The following is a 15,806-nucleotide window of genomic DNA, read 5'->3' as shown; positions in this document are numbered from 1 at the left end:
TGCAGACCTTTCGTCATGGCCTCCTACCTTTCTTTCGGGCCTTTCGGCCGAATCTATCAGCGCCCTTCCGTAACGGGCGCTGCTTGCTGACAGCTCTAGTTATATCCAAATTCCACCCGCATTCCACCTCGCCCCCGAACGGTCAACAAAGTGCGATGAACGGTATATCGCATGTGATTCCCCCATGATGCACTTCGGCGCTCTAAAGTACCTTTTCAAAGGTAAACGCTCTTTTTCCTATAAATTATCCCCCATCGCATCTATAAATCCATGATTCAGAATTGCATAGGTAAAACGATTTTATGTATATAAATGAAGCTAGCCCACGTTTTGGACCGAATTCGATGATATTCAGCTTGCCATCATTCTTATTCACGCATCCTTATCAGTTGAGTGAGAATATTGAACGCTAGCATTAGTGTCGCGAGCGTTAGTTCTATGGCCGGGCATCGTAAGAAGTAGGTAAAGATACCGTTCGCGCGATACGTCCGTGCCAGCGGGCGACTAAATTGAGACAATAGTAAATAGAGTTGGGCTATCGTCCCCTGCGGGGACTGAACGGACAGATGCATATGCCGAGCAAAATCGAAAAGAAGCAAAAGGCCGCCAAGTTGCGCAAGCCGCCGCGTGATTTTTCGTATACGCAAAACCGAGAGCTTAGCTGGCTGCGCTTTGACAACCGCGTACTTGACGAGGCATTCGACGAGACCGTTCCGCTGTTTGAGCGCCTAAAGTTCGTGTCGATCTTCGAGTCCAACCTCGACGAGTTTCTCATGGTGCGCGTGGGCGGCCTGTCCGACCTGGCAGAGCTCAAAAAACAGCCTGTCGACAACAAGAGCAATATGACCGCCTCCGAACAGGTCGATGCCGTCATGGCCGAAATGCCCGGGCTCCTTACCCGCTGGGAGACCATCTTCAAGAGCATCGAGGGCAAACTCGACGCCCTGGGCGTTCACCGCGCTCGTATCGATTCGCTTACGCCCGAGGAGCGCACCTTTGTCACCCGCTACTTCCAGGCCTACGTGTCGCCGGTCATCTCGCCGCTGGTCATTGACCCGCGCCACCCCTTCCCCAACCTGCGCAACGGCGCGCTCTATCTGGCCTGCGGTCTGGACGGCGTTACGGACGAGGAGAGCCTGCTGGGCCTTATCGAGATTCCCGCCTCGATGAACCGCGTGGTCGAGATTCCCTCGCCCACCGGCACCTACTCCTACATCTTGCTCGAGGACGTCATCCTTGCCTGCCTGGACAGCTGCTTTGGCTCCTATAAGCCGCTCGACCGCGCTCTGATCCGCGTCACCCGCAATGCCGATATCGACCCGGACGGCGAGGGCGTCGAGGAGGAAGAGGATTACCGCCAGCACATGAAGCGCATCCTCAAAAAGCGCTTGCGCCTGCAGCCGGTGGTGCTTGCCGTCTCCGGTTCGCTCGAGAAGGCGACGCTCAAGACCATCCGCAAAGCGCTCGAGCTTTCGCGCCGCTCGGTTTTTACCTGCGATATCCCGCTCAACCTGGGCTACGTCTTTGGCATCGAGGGCAAAATTCCCGAACACCTGCGCAACGAGCTCCTCTTTACGCCGTTTAAGCCGCAGCCCAACCCCACCATCGACATGTCCCGCTCCATTCGCGAGCAGGTGCTGCAGGGCGATAAGCTGCTCTTTTACCCCTACGAGGCCATGAATCCGTTCCTGGACCTGGTACACGAGGCCGCATACGACCCCGAGTGCATCTCGCTGCGCATCACGCTCTACCGCGTGGCCAAGCAGAGCCGCCTGTGCGAGTCGCTCATCGACGCCGCCGAGAACGGCAAAGAGGTCACGGTGCTCATGGAGCTCCGTGCGCGCTTTGACGAGCAAAACAACATCGAGTGGGCAGAGCGTCTGGAAGAAGCGGGCTGCACCGTCATCTATGGCTCCGAGGGCTTTAAATGCCACTCAAAGATCTGCCAGCTCACCTATCGCGAGGGCATGGCGCTCACTCGACTCACGCTTTTGGGCACCGGTAACTTTAACGAGAAGACGGCCAAGCTCTACAGCGACTTTATGCTCATGACCGCCCATCCCGGCATCGGCGAAGACGCCAACCTGTTCTTCCGCAACCTGTCGCTGGGCAACCTGCGCGGCGACTACCGCTTTTTGGGCGTGGCGCCCGTCGGCCTTAAGCCGCTCATCATGCGCGGTCTGGACCGCGAGATACAACGTGCGCTCGCCGGCGAGCCCGCCCGCGTGTTCTTTAAGCTCAACTCGCTGACCGACCGCGAGGTCATCGACAAGATCTCCGAGGCATCGTGTGCCGGCGTGCGCGTGGACATGATCATCCGCGGCATCTCATGCCTGAAGCCCAACATTGCGGGCAAGACCGAAAACGTGCACGTACGTTCTATCGTCGGACGTTTCTTGGAGCACGCGCGTGTCTATGCCTTCGGCGTGGACTCGGACATGATCTACCTGAGTTCTGCCGACATGATGACACGCAACACCGAGCATCGCGTAGAGATCGCCTTCCCCGTGCTCGACCCCACCTGCCGCGCGCTGGTGCACGAGTACATGGGCGTGCAGCTGCGCGACAACGTGAAGGCACGTAGCCTGACGAGCGACGGCACCTGGATTCCCGTAGAGCGAACAGAGGGTGAGAAGCCCTTTAACTCGCAGGAGTTCCTGTTGGAGCGCGCTTATCGCAACGCCGAGGCCGCAGCCGCAACCCCGGAACCCACCGCCAAGGCAAAACCGGAATCCGCACCTGCTCTGGACCCCAAGCCCGAGCCACAGCCGGCAGCCCCTAAGGTACAGAAGGTCCAGGCGACCGTCATCGAGCCTGACCTGGAGCCCGAGCCCGAGCCTCAGCCGCAGACCGCCAAGCCCACACCCCAGGCAAGCGCCCGCCGCGAGAAACCCGCCGGCAAGACCAAGGCCATCGAGCGCCATCGCCCCAGCCGCGTGCGCATGGGCCTGGGCCTAATCGGCTTAGGCCTTAAGACGCTCATTACCGGCAAGACGAAATAGACGTTTGTAGAAGCGCCCCGTATTTGAGGAATGCCTCAGATGCGGGGCGCTTTTCCCTGCTACCATGGTTGCGGACAACAACGAGAATGACGGGCAGGAATATGAAGCTCACCATAGAATCGATGACGTATGGCGCCGATGGTCTGGCGCATGCCGACAACGGCAAGGCCGTATTTGTGCAGGGCGCCGTGGCGGGCGACACCGTCGAGGCCGAGATCGTGCAGGACGGCAAATCGTATATGCGCGCCCGCGCCACCGAGATTCTGGAGCCGAGCCCCGATCGCATCCAGCCTCCCTGCCCCTTCGTTGGCATTTGCGGCGGCTGCTCGTGGGGCAATCTCTCTCGCACCGCTCAGCTTGCCGCCAAGGAGCAAAACCTGCGCTCCACGCTCGAGCGCATCGGCAAGTTCACCCCTGAGCAAGTCGACGAGCTGGCGCAGCCCATCCGCCACACCAAGGACGACTGGGGCTACCGCAATAAAATCGAGCTCGAACCGACCGTCGTCAACGGCCGCGTTCGTCTTGGCATGCACGGCGTCGATCCAAGCAAGATCGTGACCGTCGATTCGTGTCCGCTGTTCGATAAACGTTTTCCCAAGGCGCTCAAGTCGGTCGTCGGCGCGCTCAACTATCTGAGCGGCAGCCACGACCTAGGCCTGGAGCGCGTGGGCATTCGCGCCTCGCGTCGCACCAAGGCGCTCGAAGTCGCGCTCTGGACGCCCACGGGCTCGTTTCCGCGCTCGCAGGTCTCGCGCGTGCTGGCAGACGCCGCACACCCCACGAGCATAGTGCGCGTTATGAGCAAGGGTGAGAAGAAGGCCCGCCGCGTCTCCAAGGTTGAGATGCTCGCCGGCGAGGGCTCCTGGACCGAGAACATCGCCGACGGCCAGATGCGCCTTTCGGCCCCGTCGTTTTTCCAGGTCAACACCAAGGGTGCCGAGATTTTGATCGAGCTTGTCATGAAGGCGCTCGACCCGCAGGAAGACGAACTTGCCGTAGACCTGTATTGCGGCGCCGGAACCTTTACCCTGCCGCTCGCCCGCCGCTGCGACTTTGTTGCCGCTGTCGAGGCCTACGGACCGGCCGTACGCGACCTGCGCCGTAACCTAGAGATCAACAAACTCGATAACGTCGACGTCATCGGCGGCGATGCCGTACGCGAGTTCCCCGACCAGGACGCCGATGTCCTGGTGGTCGACCCGCCGCGCGCAGGCTTGGCACCCGAGGCCATCGACCTCATCGCCAGCACGAGCGCACGCGACGTGGCCTATGTGAGCTGCGACCCTGCCACCCTGGCGCGCGACCTTAAGCGCTTTGTCGAGGAAGGCACCTTCTCCCCCGTCAAGATCACACCGGTCGACCTGTTCCCGCAAACCTTCCACTGCGAAACCGTCGTCCACCTCAAGCGTAACTAGACCGTTTGCCCAAGACCACGCCCGATGATTTTTCTGGGACGGGAATAAAATAATTTGTTCTGAATGATTATTTAATCCCCGTCCCGAAATTGAACCGCCCCCTCATTTCTTGGACATTAGAAATGGGGGGCTTCTTTATGGACGGGAAAGTCGGACACGACGCCACGCTGAGGACTCTTGCAGCAGAGTTTTGCGACAGGGGATACGGGCGCACCGAAGGCCGAAGGGCGCCCGGACCCGGCCGGGGCCGGCGGCGCGCGAGGGCGAGCTCTTGCGACGGAGCTGCTGCCCGGGCGCCTGAAGGACGAGTTCTACAGGAACCGGTCGTGGCGGAGCTTCGAGGAGTTCAAGCGGGACCTCCACGCCTACACCGTTCACTGGAACAAGAGGAGGCAGGTTAAGCAAAAGGGACTGACCCCGGAGGAGTTCCGGAATCAGTCCCCATGTGCGGCATAGGCCGCTAATTGACCCGTCTAAGTTTCGGGGCGCAGTTCATTTCAGCGCCGCCCGAGAAAGCTAAACGCCTTCTGGCAGGTTGTCCCGGGCCGAGGGCGGCCACCTTGATCGCCCTCGGCCTTCACCCACCTCAACTGCTCCTCAATTACATAGAGCTGATTGAGGAGGGCGCAAGCTAGCGGGCGCCTTCCTCGTCGTCGTTGGGTCGGTAGGTGATGAACTCGATAACAAAGGCCAGAACGGCAGAGACGAGTGCGGCGATGATCGCGTAGATCATGTGGGAGATCCCGGCGCCACCAGGGGTCCCGTCGATGAAGTTGAGCAGGTTGAAGACGCCGAGGCCGCCCGAGATGTACATGAGGGCGCCCGTCATTCCCACGATGGCGCCTCCCACGGCGGAGCTCAAGCATGCCACGACGAACGCGCGCTTGTTGGGGAGGGCGATGCCGTAGATGCCCGGCTCGGTGACGCCGAAGAAGAAGGCGGAAATCATCGCGGGAAGGGCGATGCCGCGGAAGCGCTCGTCCTTGTTTCTGAGGTACATGGCAAAGATGACCGCTCCGAGTGCGAACCCGTGGCCGATGGTGGCGGCGAGCACGCTATCGTGGCCGAGGGTGTTCAGGTTCATGATGGAGATGGGGATGAGGCTCCAGTGGAAGCCGAAGATGACGAGGCACATCCACAGTCCGCCGACTAGGGCGCTGCCCAGGACGGAACCAACCACGGGGAGCTGGAAGATGAACGAGAACGCCGCGCTCAGCAGGTTGGTGATGAGGGTGGCCACCGGGCCGATGATGAGGTAGCCCAAGACGATGGAGACCGTCATCGTGGCGAGCGGGACAAGGAACATCTTGAGCGCAGCCGGCATCCAGCTCTTGAGCCAGCACTCAAGGATAGAGCCGAACCACACCATGAGAAGGACGGGGATCACCGAGCTCACGTAGCCGGACACGGGCATGATGATGGGGAGCCCGAGGGCGGTGGCGTACCACGAGAACGTGCCGGCCACGCCGAGGTCGATGCTGCCGAGCGCCTCGCCCGAGGTCAGGGCGACCATCGTCGGGTAGAGGAGCGCCACGCCGATTGCCACGCCGGTGAACTCGTTCATGCGGAACTTGCGCGCGGCACTGAACGCCAGGGCGACGGGAAGGAAGTAGAAGAAGCCGTCAGCAACGGTGTAGAGCAGCGTGTAGAGGCCGTCGTTTGCAAAGGCCGGGACGAAGTAGGTGATGAGGGCAAGCAGTCCCTTCATGATGCCTGCGGCGGCAAGCGGTCCCAGGATGGGCTGGAAGATGCCAGAGATGAGGTCGATGATGACGGAGGCAACGGTCTTATCGCCTTGGGGCTCGTCGTCGGCGCTTGCGCCGCCCGAGAAGTTGCCGGCCTCCAGGACCGCGTCGTAGACGTCCTCGACGATGTTGCCCACGACCACCTGGTACTGGCCGTTGGCCTGGATGACCTGGATGACGCCCTTGAGGGCCTCGATCTTGGCCGTGTTGGCGCGGGACTCGTCCTTGAGTTTGAAGCGCACGCGCGTGATGCAGTGCGCGACGCTGGCGACGTTCTCGGCGCCGCCTACGTTCTCGAGTATGGATCTGGCCAGGTCGTCGTATTTTTCTGCCATTATTTTCTCCTTAGTGATATTGCCCGGGTGGTTAGCCCAGGTCGCCTCCGTTGGTGGCGATGGCCTGTTGATACCAGTAGAAGCTCTTCTTGCGCCTGCGCTCGAGCGTGCCGTTGCCCAGGTTGTCGCGGTCCACGTAGATGAAGCCGTAGCGCTTCTCCATCTCGCCGGAGCCCGCGCTCACGAGGTCGATCGGCCCCCAGGTGGTGTAGCCGAGCATCTCGACGCCGTCCTGCTCGATAGCGTCGCGCATGGCCTCGATGTGCTCGCGCAGGTAGGCGATGCGGTAGTCATCCTCGATCGTGCCGTCGGGAAGCACCTCGTCATAGGCGCCGAGGCCGTTCTCCACCACAAAGAGTGGCTTCTGGTAGCGGTCCCAGAGGTCGTTGATCGTGATGCGGAACCCCAGCGGGTCGATGACCCAGCCCCAGTCGCTCGTGCGCACGTAGGGGTTCTCTACGCCGGCGAAGGCGTTGCCCTCGGCGACGCCGCCCACGGAATCGGGGTCGCCCGCGGTACAGCGCGAGGAGTAGTAGCTAAACGAGATGAAGTCGACGGTGTTCTCCGCAAGGATGCGCTCGTCCTCGGCGGTCATGCCCACGTCGATGCCCTCGCGCTCGAGCATCTTGAGCGCGTAGCCGGGGTAGTGCCCGCGTGCCTGCACGTCCACGAAGAAGAGGTCCTCCTGGTTCTTGACCTGCGCTGCACGGACGTCCTCGGGACGACAGGAGTAGGGGTAGTAGCTTCCCGCGGCGAGCATGCAGCCTACCTTGTTCTCCGGGTCGACCTCGTGGGCGATCTTGGTGGCCCAGGCGCTCGCCACGAGCTCGTTGTGCGCGGCGCGGTACTCGGCCTCGCGGGCATTCTCCCCGGGCTCGAGGACGAGGCCGGCACCCATGAAGGGACGGTGCAAGATCATGTTCATCTCGTTGAACGTGATCCACCAATGCACGAGGCCGCGGTAGCGGTTGAAGAGCACCTTCACGAGCCGCTTGTAGAGCTCGATGAGGGCGCGGTTTCGCCAGGCGCCGTACTTCTTGACGAGGTGGATGGGGCAGTCGAAGTGCGTGATGGTCACGAGGGGCTCGATCCTGTGCTCGCGGCAGCAGCGGAACACGTCCTCGTAGAAGGCGAGCCCGGCCTCGTTGGGCTCCTCCTCGTCGCCATTGGGGAAGATGCGGCTCCAGGCGATGGAGAGGCGAAAGACCTTAAAGCCCATCTCCGCGAAGAGGGCTATGTCCTCGCGGTAGTGGTGGTAGAAGTCGATGCCCGTCTGGGCCGGGTAGTAGTACCCGGGCTCAAAGTCGAGCATGCGCCTCAGGCCGCGACTTACGTCGTTGCGCTCCGACCCGTGTGGGATGACGTCGACATTGGCAAGGCCGCGGCCGCCCTCGTCATAACCTCCCTCGCATTGGTTAGCAGCGGTGGCTCCTCCCCAAAGGAACCCTTTTGGAAATGGCATGGTGCCTCCTTCTCTCTGGCGCCCCCACCTCTGCGGGGACGCTTTATAACGTCCTTGCGACCTCACGCGCCGGGCCCGTGGCCCTTTCCCTGATGCGCGCGGGCCGCCCGTGAAGGGGTGACTAGCTGACGGCTTGTCCTGCGGCGGCGCGACGTGCCTCCCGGCCTCCAAGCAGGGAGGGGACCTGTGCCAGGCACACGCCGGCGAGGATGATGGCGACGCCCAGCCACTCGACGACGCCGAGCGGCTCGCCGAGGACGATCATGGCGATGAGCAGGCCGGCGGGGAGTTCCGCGGCGGCCATGACAGTGGAGAGACCCGCGGGCAGGTGCGGAGAGCCCATGCCGAAGAGCAAGACCGGGCAGAGCATGCCAAAGAAGCCGGCGATGACGGCAAAGGGCAGGATGCCCTGGGCGAGGACGCCCGAGACGACGTAGTTCGGGCACACCGTGAGCGACATGACCACGGAGCCCGCGCACACGATGACGCCGCGCTGCTCGGACGAACAGGGGGCCTCGACCTTGCCGGAGAGGGTGACAAAGAGGGAGCAGGACACGGCCGCCCCCAGCGCGCAGAGCAGGGCCACGGGGTCGTACCCGGTGATGCCGGTCTTGTAAACGCCGCTCGCGAACACCGTCCCGAAGACGATGGCCAGGGCGGAGGCCACTTGGAGGGGCCTCGGCGGCCGGCGCGTCATGACGGTCTGCCACACGAGCCCCAGCCACGTGAACTGGAAGAGGAGCGTGAGCGCCACCGGGGCGGGCAGCACGCTCATGGCGTAGCAGTAGAGGATTGAGGTGAGGCAGGTGAGGGCTCCCAGGCCCATGAGCTTGAGGGCGAGCTTCCAGCCCACGCGCTGCCAGCGGTGCCCGAGTGCGTGCCCTGCGAGCGTGGCGAGGGCGAAGAAGAGGCAGCCGAGCCACGCTTGGCTCGCCACCACCTGCGCCGAGGTGAAGCCCGCGGCGTAGGCGAGCTTGTAGGTCGTGGCCATCGCGCCGTAGCAGGCGCCGCCCGCAAAGACCTGGAGCGCCGCCTTGGCCTGTCCCGCGCCCGTGGCTCCTGCCCCGGCGGCCTGTTGCTTGATTGTGTTTGTTCCTGCCATTAGGCTCCCTTCCGTCTGCTGTCTTGCAGACGCACGTCTCGTGCGTCTGTTCCCTGCAGTCGGAAGGTGGGCTCGTGCGGTCTTCTGGCGGTGCATGTGGCACCTGCTGCCAAGACGAAAAAAGCCACGCAACCGACTGCTCGGTTGCGTGGCAAAAAGGTGGCTAGCGCCCAGAAAAGTCCACGCGTTTTTAGACTGGGACAAAGTACTACAACAGGTGAGATTCCGTCAAGAAAAACCGAGGAAAAAAGTGAGCCTCTGCCCGCCGTCCTGTGGCGGTCGTTCTCCGAACGAGGCGGTGCTGTTGGGGACTGTCTCGATCTGTAACAGTTGGGGCTAGTTTTGGTCGATGGATGTTACAGATTGAGATTGTTGAGGATGGGTGGGGGTAGCTAATTCGGACGGGGCTATTTTAAACATTGGGAAATCGAGCGTGGCAAGCGGAGGTCTTCGGGGTATAAGACGGCTAATTGTATGCCGCCTATGAAAGGAACCCTCATGCCCAGCGTTGCCGTTCTCGCCGCCGATGGCTTTGAAACTATTGAATGCTTGACCATGGTCGATGTCATGCGTCGCGGCGGTGTGCGTGCCACGCTCGTCTCGATTATGCCCACACGTGAGGTCGTAAGCTCGCTGCAGATCCCCGTGACCTGCGATGCGCTCTTTGATGAGATCAACTTTGACGAGTACGACTGCGTCGTGCTGCCCGGCGGCTTGCCCGGTGCCACCAACCTGCGTGCCGATCAGCGCGTCTGCGACGTGGTCTGCGAGTTCGCCGCGACCAAGCACGTTGCCGCCATCTGCGCCGCCCCGTTTATCCTGGGCGAGCTCGACCTACTCGAGGGGCGCCACGCCACGTGCTTCCCTGGCTTTGAAAAAAGCTTCCCCGAAGGCGCCTATACCGGCGAGAAGGTTACGCAAGACGGCAACATCATCACCGCCAGCGGCATGGCCCAGTCGCTCCCCTTTGCGCTTGAGCTGCTGCGCACGCTCGCCGGCGACAAGGCCGTCGAGAAGGTCGCCGAGGGCATTCAGCTATGATTTTGGCTTCGCAATCACCGCGCCGCATCGAGTTGATGCGCGAGGCGGGCTATGACATTCGCGTGATTCCCGCAGATATCGACGAAACGCCTTTTGATGGCGAAGCTCCGCTTACACTCGTCGAGCGCTTGGCGCGTGCCAAAGCCGCCGCCGTTGCCGCCGAGCATGCCGAGCCCAACGAACTGACCGTCGCGGCCGATACTATTGTCACCTTTGACGGCCAAATTTTGGGCAAGCCGGCAGACGGGGACGAGGCGCGCACCATGCTCCGCGAGCTTTCGGGCCGCACGCACCAGGTCGCAACCGGCGTCTGCATCGTTAAAGCCGGCGACGCTACAGCTCCGCATGCCGCCGAGAGCCTGTCGTTTGTCGATGTGACCGACGTGACGTTCTATGAGCTTACCGAAGAGCAGATCGAGCGCTATGTTGCCTCGGGTGAGCCCATGGACAAGGCCGGCGCCTACGGCATTCAGGGCACAGGAGGACGCATGCTCGTGCATGATATATCGGGCGACTTCTATAACGTGGTGGGCTTGCCCATCGCTCGCGTCGCACGCGCGATTCAAAAACTCTCGTAATTGCATCTGGCGCTGGGTATCCCCCAGCGCCTACAATTTTGCCGTACCGTACGGATCCCGACCGGGCATAAGGCCCGGCGGAAAACCGATAGGAGAACACATGGACACACTGCTCGAAGCCATCGATGTTTGCAATGTCGATGGCTTTTGCTTTGGCAACTATACGGACGAGGAGGCTGGCACCGGCTGCACCGTAATCGTGGCGCCCGAGGGTGCCACCGGTGGCGTTGACGTACGTGGTGGCGCCCCCGCTTCGCGTGAGACCGACCTGCTGCGTCCCGAAAACACCGTCGATAAGGTCCACGCCGTCTGCCTTTCGGGCGGATCGGCCTTTGGCCTCGAGGCTGCAAGCGGCGTGGCCCGCGAACTCGAGAGCCGCGGCATTGGTCTGCCCGTCGGCCCCACGCAGGTGCCCATCGTGTGCTCCAGCTGTATCTTCGACCTTGCCTTTGGCGACCCCACCGTTCGCCCCGACATTGAGGCCGGCATCGCCGCCGTGCGCGAGGCGCTCGACCACACCCCCACCAAGCTCGAACAGGGCAACGTAGGCGTCGGCACGGGCGCTACCGTGGGTAAGCTCATGGGCCCCGCCACCTGCATGAAGGCCGGCCTTGGCGCTGCCGCCGTGGCGCTCGGCCCCATCAAGGTGGGCGCCGTGGTCTCGGTCAACGCCTGCGGCAACGTTGTCGACCCCTTCACCGGCGAGTGGGTCGCCGGTATGCGTGCCGCAGCCGATAGCGACCAGATCGTCGACATGGAACTCGCAGCCTTTGCCGCCGCCGGATCCATGCAGATGCCGCTCGACCGCACCAACACCACCATCAGCTGCATCGTCACCAACGTGGAACTCACTAAGGCACAAGCCACCAAGGTCTCTCAGATGGCCGCAGACGCCTACGCACACGCCATCCGTCCCACGCACACTACCAACGATGGCGACACCATCTACACCCTCGCCAGCGGCAAACTGGGCGCCCAGGCAAGCGCCGTCGTTCCCCTAGACCTGCTGGGCATGCTCGCCGTAAGGGCTTTGCAAACCGCCATCGTAAACGGAGCCAAAACCGCCAAAACCTCCCACGGCATCCCCGGCGCCGCGAAGTAGCCTAACCTGACCGGTTGCCCGGTGGGGCTTGGTTATGTTTGCTGCTCTACAGTCCTGGCTCGCACGAAGAGCACATTAAGTGCTCTTCGGCTCGTGCGGAACTCGCGACAAACATAACCAAGCCCCACCGGGCAACCTACCAACCAGATTCTTTTCAACCCAGGCCCCTATGTACCGCGCGTCGAAGATCTTCAAATTCAAATAACCTGACAATCGATTCTTATAGCAGAGGCCCCTTGGCCTTTAGTTTGATACAAGTTCCGCACGAGCCGGAAAGCACTTAATGTGCTTTCCGTGCGAGCAGGACTGTTCGCAGTAGCAAACTAAAGGCCAAGGGGCCCAGTCAACCTATCAGCAGCGATTACTCAGCAGCTAGTTGAATTTGAAGATCTTTGAGGCAAGACGGTATAGGCCGAGTGTGGTTTTGTCGCCAGCGCGGCCACGCAGATTGGTAAAGAAGCCGACCACGCCGTAGCGAGCACGACGATACATGCGCTCGTCGTAGGCCTTTAAATCGCTCCATAGCGTCTTCAGGCGCTCATCGGCGAAATCCTCATCGGATAGCTTGGTAAGCACCGAGCAGATCGCCATCATCATGGTGAAGTAGCCCATCATGTACGAACGCAGACGCGACGACTCGACATCGCTGTACAGGTGGTACGACTCCATCATGATACGCGTAACACGGAACTGCTGGTCCAGACGCTTGACCATCGTGGCCTCGTTGACACTCTGGCCCTCGCGACCGATAAAGTAGCGATAGAGGTCGATGTCGGCGTAGTACATGGTCTTGCAACGCGGCAGCGGCACGTAGGCGTAGATGTTGTCCACATAGAACGTGTGCGGCGGCATGGGAAGGTTGGACTCGCGCAGCGCATCCGTGCGATAGCACAGGCTGTGCATGAGCAGATTCTGGTCCAGGCGGAAATGGCCGATCTGGTCCCAGGTAAAGATCTTTTTTCGAGGCAGGGCAAACTTGTAACCAATAGCCGTATGCGTACCCTCGTAAACCTTCTCGTACACGTAGTTCGAGATAAACAGGTCAACGCGCTGGTCGCGCTCTTCAAAGCCGCGCAGAATCGACAGCATGGTCGAAAGGGCAGCGCCGTCAAGCCAGTCGTCCGAGTCGACAACCTTGTAGTAGGTGCCCTGCGCCTCGCGCAGACCCGAAAGGACGGCAATACCGTGGCCGCCATTCTCCTGGTGCACCGCGCGGATGATTCCAGGATAACGGGCCTCCCACTCGTCGGCCTTGGCGGCCGTCTCATCCTTGGAGCCGTCGTCCACCACGATAATCTCGATATCGGTGGCATAATTGCTCCCCTCCAAGATGGAGGTAATGCAATGGTCCATGTCCTTAGCGGCGTTATACGAGGGAATACCGAATGTTATGACTTTATGCATGGCAGGCGATAATCTCATCCGAAAGATCGAGGGCGGAATTGGTCACGGCATCCATATCGTAGTAACGATACTCGGCCAGACGACCCACCGGGTGGAAGTTTGTCAGGTTCTGGACGCGCTCAAGATAGCGCTCATAGAGCTCACGGTTCTCGGGCTCAAGAATGGCGTAATACGGCGTCTCGCCCGAGCCGGGCGTATAGGCCTTGGAGTACTCCTTCATGATGGTGGTCTTGCCGGGCAAAACCTGACCGGTCATGTTCTTGAACTCGGTGATACGCGTGTAGTCCTCGCTCGTGGTGTAGTTGACGGTGCCCACGGGCTGGAACTGGTCCATATCAAGCGTCTCGAACTTCATATCGAGCGTGCGGTACGGAAGAGCGCCCAGGTCAAGGTCGAACAGCTCATCGAGCGGACCGGTATAGACGATCTCGCCGCCGTAGACCTTGCCGCCGATCTTGACGGTGGTCTCGTCGATCTCAAAGAGATCGCGGGCGTCCACGTCGCAGAACACGTCGATCAGGTCGTGGTCGAGCATATGCTCGAACAGCGCCGTGTAGCCGTCCTGCGGCATACCCTGGAAGGGAGCCTGCGGGAAATAGCGGTCATCGTCGCCCACAAAGACGGGAACGCGACCGGTGATCGAGGGATCGATCTGGTCGGGCGTCTGGCCCCACTGCTTCATGGTGTAATGCAAAAAGACGTTCTCGTAGACGTAATCAGCGACCTCGGCCAAGTCGGGGTCGTTCTTCTTACGCAGCTCCATAATGGGCACCTTGACATCCTTGCCAAAGGTCTCCACGAGCTTCTGATACAGCTCCTCGCCGCGCTCGTCACCAAAGGCGAGCTTGAGACTCGCGTGGTTGAAGGGCACGGGCATAAGGGTGCCGTTGATGTTGGCGAGCACCTTGTGCTGATAATCCGTCCACTTGGTAAAGCGCGACAGGAAATTGTGCACGCGCTCGTTAAAGGTGTGATAGATATGCGGACCGTACTCGTGGATCAGGATTCCGGCCTCGTCAGTGCAGTCATAGGCATTGCCCGCAATGTGGCTACGGCGCTCCAAAACGGCAACACGATAGCCGATGGTCTCGGCAAGACGGCGGGCGCAAACGGCACCGGCATATCCAGCACCGACGACAATCATGTCGTACGCGCCGGCGTTAAAGCCTTCAGGCAGGCCTGAGGTAATCTGCATCGATACTCCTTGTCAAAAGCCACGGGCTCGTTAGCTGGGCTTTTCTCGAACATTCTTCGAGACATATTTATCAGAGCGATTATAGCGCTAATGCGTCCTATAATGAGCTTGCCACACAAGGAAAGCTCAAGCACCGCGGCGTACAAATTTGAAAGGTAAACCCGCTAGCAGCGGGTTTATTCGTGAACAGCCGGGCGCCTGGAGCTTAGTGAAACGCTTGTAAGGAGTAACATGAGCGATTTCCTTAACCGTATGAAGTCTGCCGCCAAGGCCGACCTTAAGACGATCGTCCTGCCCGAGGGCGAGGATCCGCGCACCATCGTCGCGGCCACCAAGATCATCGAGGAGGGCCTGGCAAAAATCGTCATCCTGGGCAACCCCGACGAGATCAACGTTCCCGGCGCCACCGTCATCGATCCGCGCAATGCCGAGAAGCACGAGGAGTACGCGCAGAAGTTTGCCGAGCTCCGCGCCAAGAAGGGCGTCACCATCGAGCAGGCTCGCGCCCAGGTGATGGACGCCACCTACTTTGGCACCATGATGGTCAAGATGGGTGACGCCGACGGCCTGGTCTCCGGCGCCTGCCACTCCACCGCCGACACCCTGCGCCCCGCGCTGCAGATCCTTAAGACCGCCCCGGGTACCAAGCTGGTCTCGGCCTTCTTCGTGATGTGCACCGACACCCCGCAGTTCGGCACCGACGGTACGCTGATCTTCGCCGACTGCGGCCTCAACATCAACCCGTCCTCCGACGAGCTATCCGAGATCGCCATCGCCTCCGCTCACTCCTGGTCCACCTTTATGGGCAGCGTCGAGCCGCACGTGGCCATGCTCTCCTACTCCACCATGGGCTCCGCCGGCGGCGAGGTCGCCAAGAAGGTCCAGGAGGCCGTTAAGTTCTGCAAGGAGAGGGCTCCCGAGCTCGCCATCGATGGCGACCTGCAGCTCGACGCCGCCATCGTTCCCACCGTCGCCCAGCTCAAGGCCCCCGGCTCCTCCGTTGCCGGCAAGGCCAACGTGCTTGTGTTCCCCGATCTCGAGGCCGGCAACATCGGCTACAAGCTGGTCCAGCGCTTCGCCGGCGCCGACGCTTACGGCCCCATCCTGCAGGGCATCGCCAAGCCGGTTAACGACCTTTCGCGCGGCTGCTCTGCCGACGACATCGTGGGTGTCGTAGCCATCACCGCCGTCCAGGCTCAGATGGCTGAGTAGCGGACGCACTCGCCCGAAGGCCGTACGGGCTAACCCCTGAAAACGTCCTCGACCAATGAAACGCCCCCGTTCTGCTCCTTCGGAGCTACGAACGGGGGCGTTTCTGGTCTGCGGAATGTTTTCAGGGGTTAGCCCGTACGGCCTTCTACTGCTACGAAGCATTCAGAGCATCTGGAGTGGACGGCGGCTTGGCTACGAGCTGGGGCTGAGGAT

Annotated in this window: 12 protein-coding genes; 7 read left to right on the top strand and 5 right to left on the bottom strand. The window is 61.3% G+C overall.

Annotated elements, in window-relative coordinates; all coding sequences use genetic code 11:
* The first annotated feature begins 572 nt into the window (after positions 1–572).
* From ppk1 to DWZ52_RS10275, 3 genes are all read left to right on the top strand, one after another.
* Positions 573–3,002 carry a polyphosphate kinase 1 gene (gene ppk1, locus DWZ52_RS08015; RefSeq protein ID WP_233547292.1) on the top strand — a complete coding sequence of 810 codons (2,430 nt, stop codon included), beginning with the start codon at positions 573–575 and terminating at the stop codon, positions 3,000–3,002.
* An 86-nt stretch (positions 3,003–3,088) separates the two neighbouring features.
* Positions 3,089–4,417 (top strand): 23S rRNA (uracil(1939)-C(5))-methyltransferase RlmD, encoded by a 1,329-nt coding sequence (gene rlmD / locus DWZ52_RS08010; protein WP_118385284.1) that lies wholly within the window; start codon positions 3,089–3,091, stop codon positions 4,415–4,417.
* 177 nt (positions 4,418–4,594) lie between these two features.
* Positions 4,595–4,873, top strand: coding sequence for an IS3 family transposase (locus tag DWZ52_RS10275; RefSeq protein WP_199411543.1), 279 nt, complete (start codon positions 4,595–4,597; stop codon positions 4,871–4,873).
* 175 nt (positions 4,874–5,048) lie between these two features.
* On the opposite strand, the gene DWZ52_RS08000 is transcribed toward DWZ52_RS10275, so the two are convergent.
* The 3 genes from DWZ52_RS08000 to DWZ52_RS07990 all read right to left on the bottom strand — a co-directional run bounded on the left by DWZ52_RS08000 (position 5,049) and on the right by DWZ52_RS07990 (position 9,061).
* Positions 5,049–6,497, bottom strand: coding sequence for a PTS transporter subunit EIIC (locus DWZ52_RS08000; RefSeq protein ID WP_118385283.1), 1,449 nt, complete (start codon positions 6,495–6,497; stop codon positions 5,049–5,051).
* Positions 6,498–6,528: 31 nt separating this feature from the next.
* Positions 6,529–7,959: a 6-phospho-beta-glucosidase gene (locus tag DWZ52_RS07995; protein WP_118385282.1), complete on the bottom strand. Its 1,431-nt coding sequence runs from the start codon at positions 7,957–7,959 to the stop codon at positions 6,529–6,531.
* A gap of 121 nt (positions 7,960–8,080) precedes the next feature.
* Positions 8,081–9,061: an EamA family transporter gene (locus DWZ52_RS07990; protein WP_118385281.1), complete on the bottom strand. Its 981-nt coding sequence runs from the start codon at positions 9,059–9,061 to the stop codon at positions 8,081–8,083.
* Positions 9,062–9,559: 498 nt separating this feature from the next.
* Between DWZ52_RS07990 and DWZ52_RS07985 the strand changes: the two genes are divergently transcribed.
* From DWZ52_RS07985 to DWZ52_RS07975, 3 genes are all read left to right on the top strand, one after another.
* The gene (locus tag DWZ52_RS07985) at positions 9,560–10,102 is read left to right on the top strand and encodes a DJ-1 family glyoxalase III (protein WP_055287259.1); all 543 of its coding nucleotides are present in this window, start codon (positions 9,560–9,562) and stop codon (positions 10,100–10,102) included.
* Positions 10,099–10,680, top strand: coding sequence for a nucleoside triphosphate pyrophosphatase (locus DWZ52_RS07980; protein ID WP_117564381.1), 582 nt, complete (start codon positions 10,099–10,101; stop codon positions 10,678–10,680). The genes DWZ52_RS07985 and DWZ52_RS07980 overlap by 4 nt, the downstream gene beginning before the upstream one ends.
* A gap of 100 nt (positions 10,681–10,780) precedes the next feature.
* Positions 10,781–11,782, top strand: a complete 1,002-nt coding sequence (locus DWZ52_RS07975) for a P1 family peptidase (protein ID WP_118385280.1) — start codon at positions 10,781–10,783, stop codon at positions 11,780–11,782.
* A gap of 372 nt (positions 11,783–12,154) precedes the next feature.
* On the opposite strand, the gene DWZ52_RS07970 is transcribed toward DWZ52_RS07975, so the two are convergent.
* Positions 12,155–13,186 (bottom strand): glycosyltransferase family 2 protein, encoded by a 1,032-nt coding sequence (locus DWZ52_RS07970; protein WP_118385279.1) that lies wholly within the window; start codon positions 13,184–13,186, stop codon positions 12,155–12,157.
* A complete protein-coding gene (gene glf, locus DWZ52_RS07965) occupies positions 13,179–14,381 on the bottom strand; it encodes a UDP-galactopyranose mutase (RefSeq protein ID WP_117735753.1) in 1,203 nt (400 codons plus the stop codon). The genes DWZ52_RS07970 and glf overlap by 8 nt, the downstream gene beginning before the upstream one ends.
* 231 nt (positions 14,382–14,612) lie before the next feature.
* Between glf and pta the strand changes: the two genes are divergently transcribed.
* The gene (gene pta / locus DWZ52_RS07960; protein ID WP_118385278.1) at positions 14,613–15,593 is read left to right on the top strand and encodes a phosphate acetyltransferase; all 981 of its coding nucleotides are present in this window, start codon (positions 14,613–14,615) and stop codon (positions 15,591–15,593) included.
* Positions 15,594–15,806 lie beyond the last annotated feature (213 nt).

The organism is Collinsella sp. AF33-16 (assembly GCF_003475325.1).
Taxonomy (GTDB): domain Bacteria; phylum Actinomycetota; class Coriobacteriia; order Coriobacteriales; family Coriobacteriaceae; genus Collinsella.
This window is presented reverse-complemented; position numbering and strand designations above follow the sequence as displayed.

Bases quoted from the DNA above. Each gene is read 5' to 3' on its own strand.
- ppk1 (WP_233547292.1), top strand. From the start codon at position 573: ATGCCGAGCAAAATCGAAAAGAAGCAAAAGGCCGCCAAGTTGCGCAAG.
- rlmD (WP_118385284.1), top strand. From the start codon at position 3,089: ATGACGGGCAGGAATATGAAGCTCACCATAGAATCGATGACGTATGGC.
- DWZ52_RS08000 (WP_118385283.1), bottom strand. From the start codon at position 6,497: ATGGCAGAAAAATACGACGACCTGGCCAGATCCATACTCGAGAACGTA.
- DWZ52_RS07995 (WP_118385282.1), bottom strand. From the start codon at position 7,959: ATGCCATTTCCAAAAGGGTTCCTTTGGGGAGGAGCCACCGCTGCTAAC.
- DWZ52_RS07990 (WP_118385281.1), bottom strand. From the start codon at position 9,061: ATGGCAGGAACAAACACAATCAAGCAACAGGCCGCCGGGGCAGGAGCC.
- DWZ52_RS07985 (WP_055287259.1), top strand. From the start codon at position 9,560: ATGCCCAGCGTTGCCGTTCTCGCCGCCGATGGCTTTGAAACTATTGAA.
- DWZ52_RS07980 (WP_117564381.1), top strand. From the start codon at position 10,099: ATGATTTTGGCTTCGCAATCACCGCGCCGCATCGAGTTGATGCGCGAG.
- DWZ52_RS07975 (WP_118385280.1), top strand. From the start codon at position 10,781: ATGGACACACTGCTCGAAGCCATCGATGTTTGCAATGTCGATGGCTTT.
- DWZ52_RS07970 (WP_118385279.1), bottom strand. From the start codon at position 13,186: ATGCATAAAGTCATAACATTCGGTATTCCCTCGTATAACGCCGCTAAG.
- glf (WP_117735753.1), bottom strand. From the start codon at position 14,381: ATGCAGATTACCTCAGGCCTGCCTGAAGGCTTTAACGCCGGCGCGTAC.
- pta (WP_118385278.1), top strand. From the start codon at position 14,613: ATGAGCGATTTCCTTAACCGTATGAAGTCTGCCGCCAAGGCCGACCTT.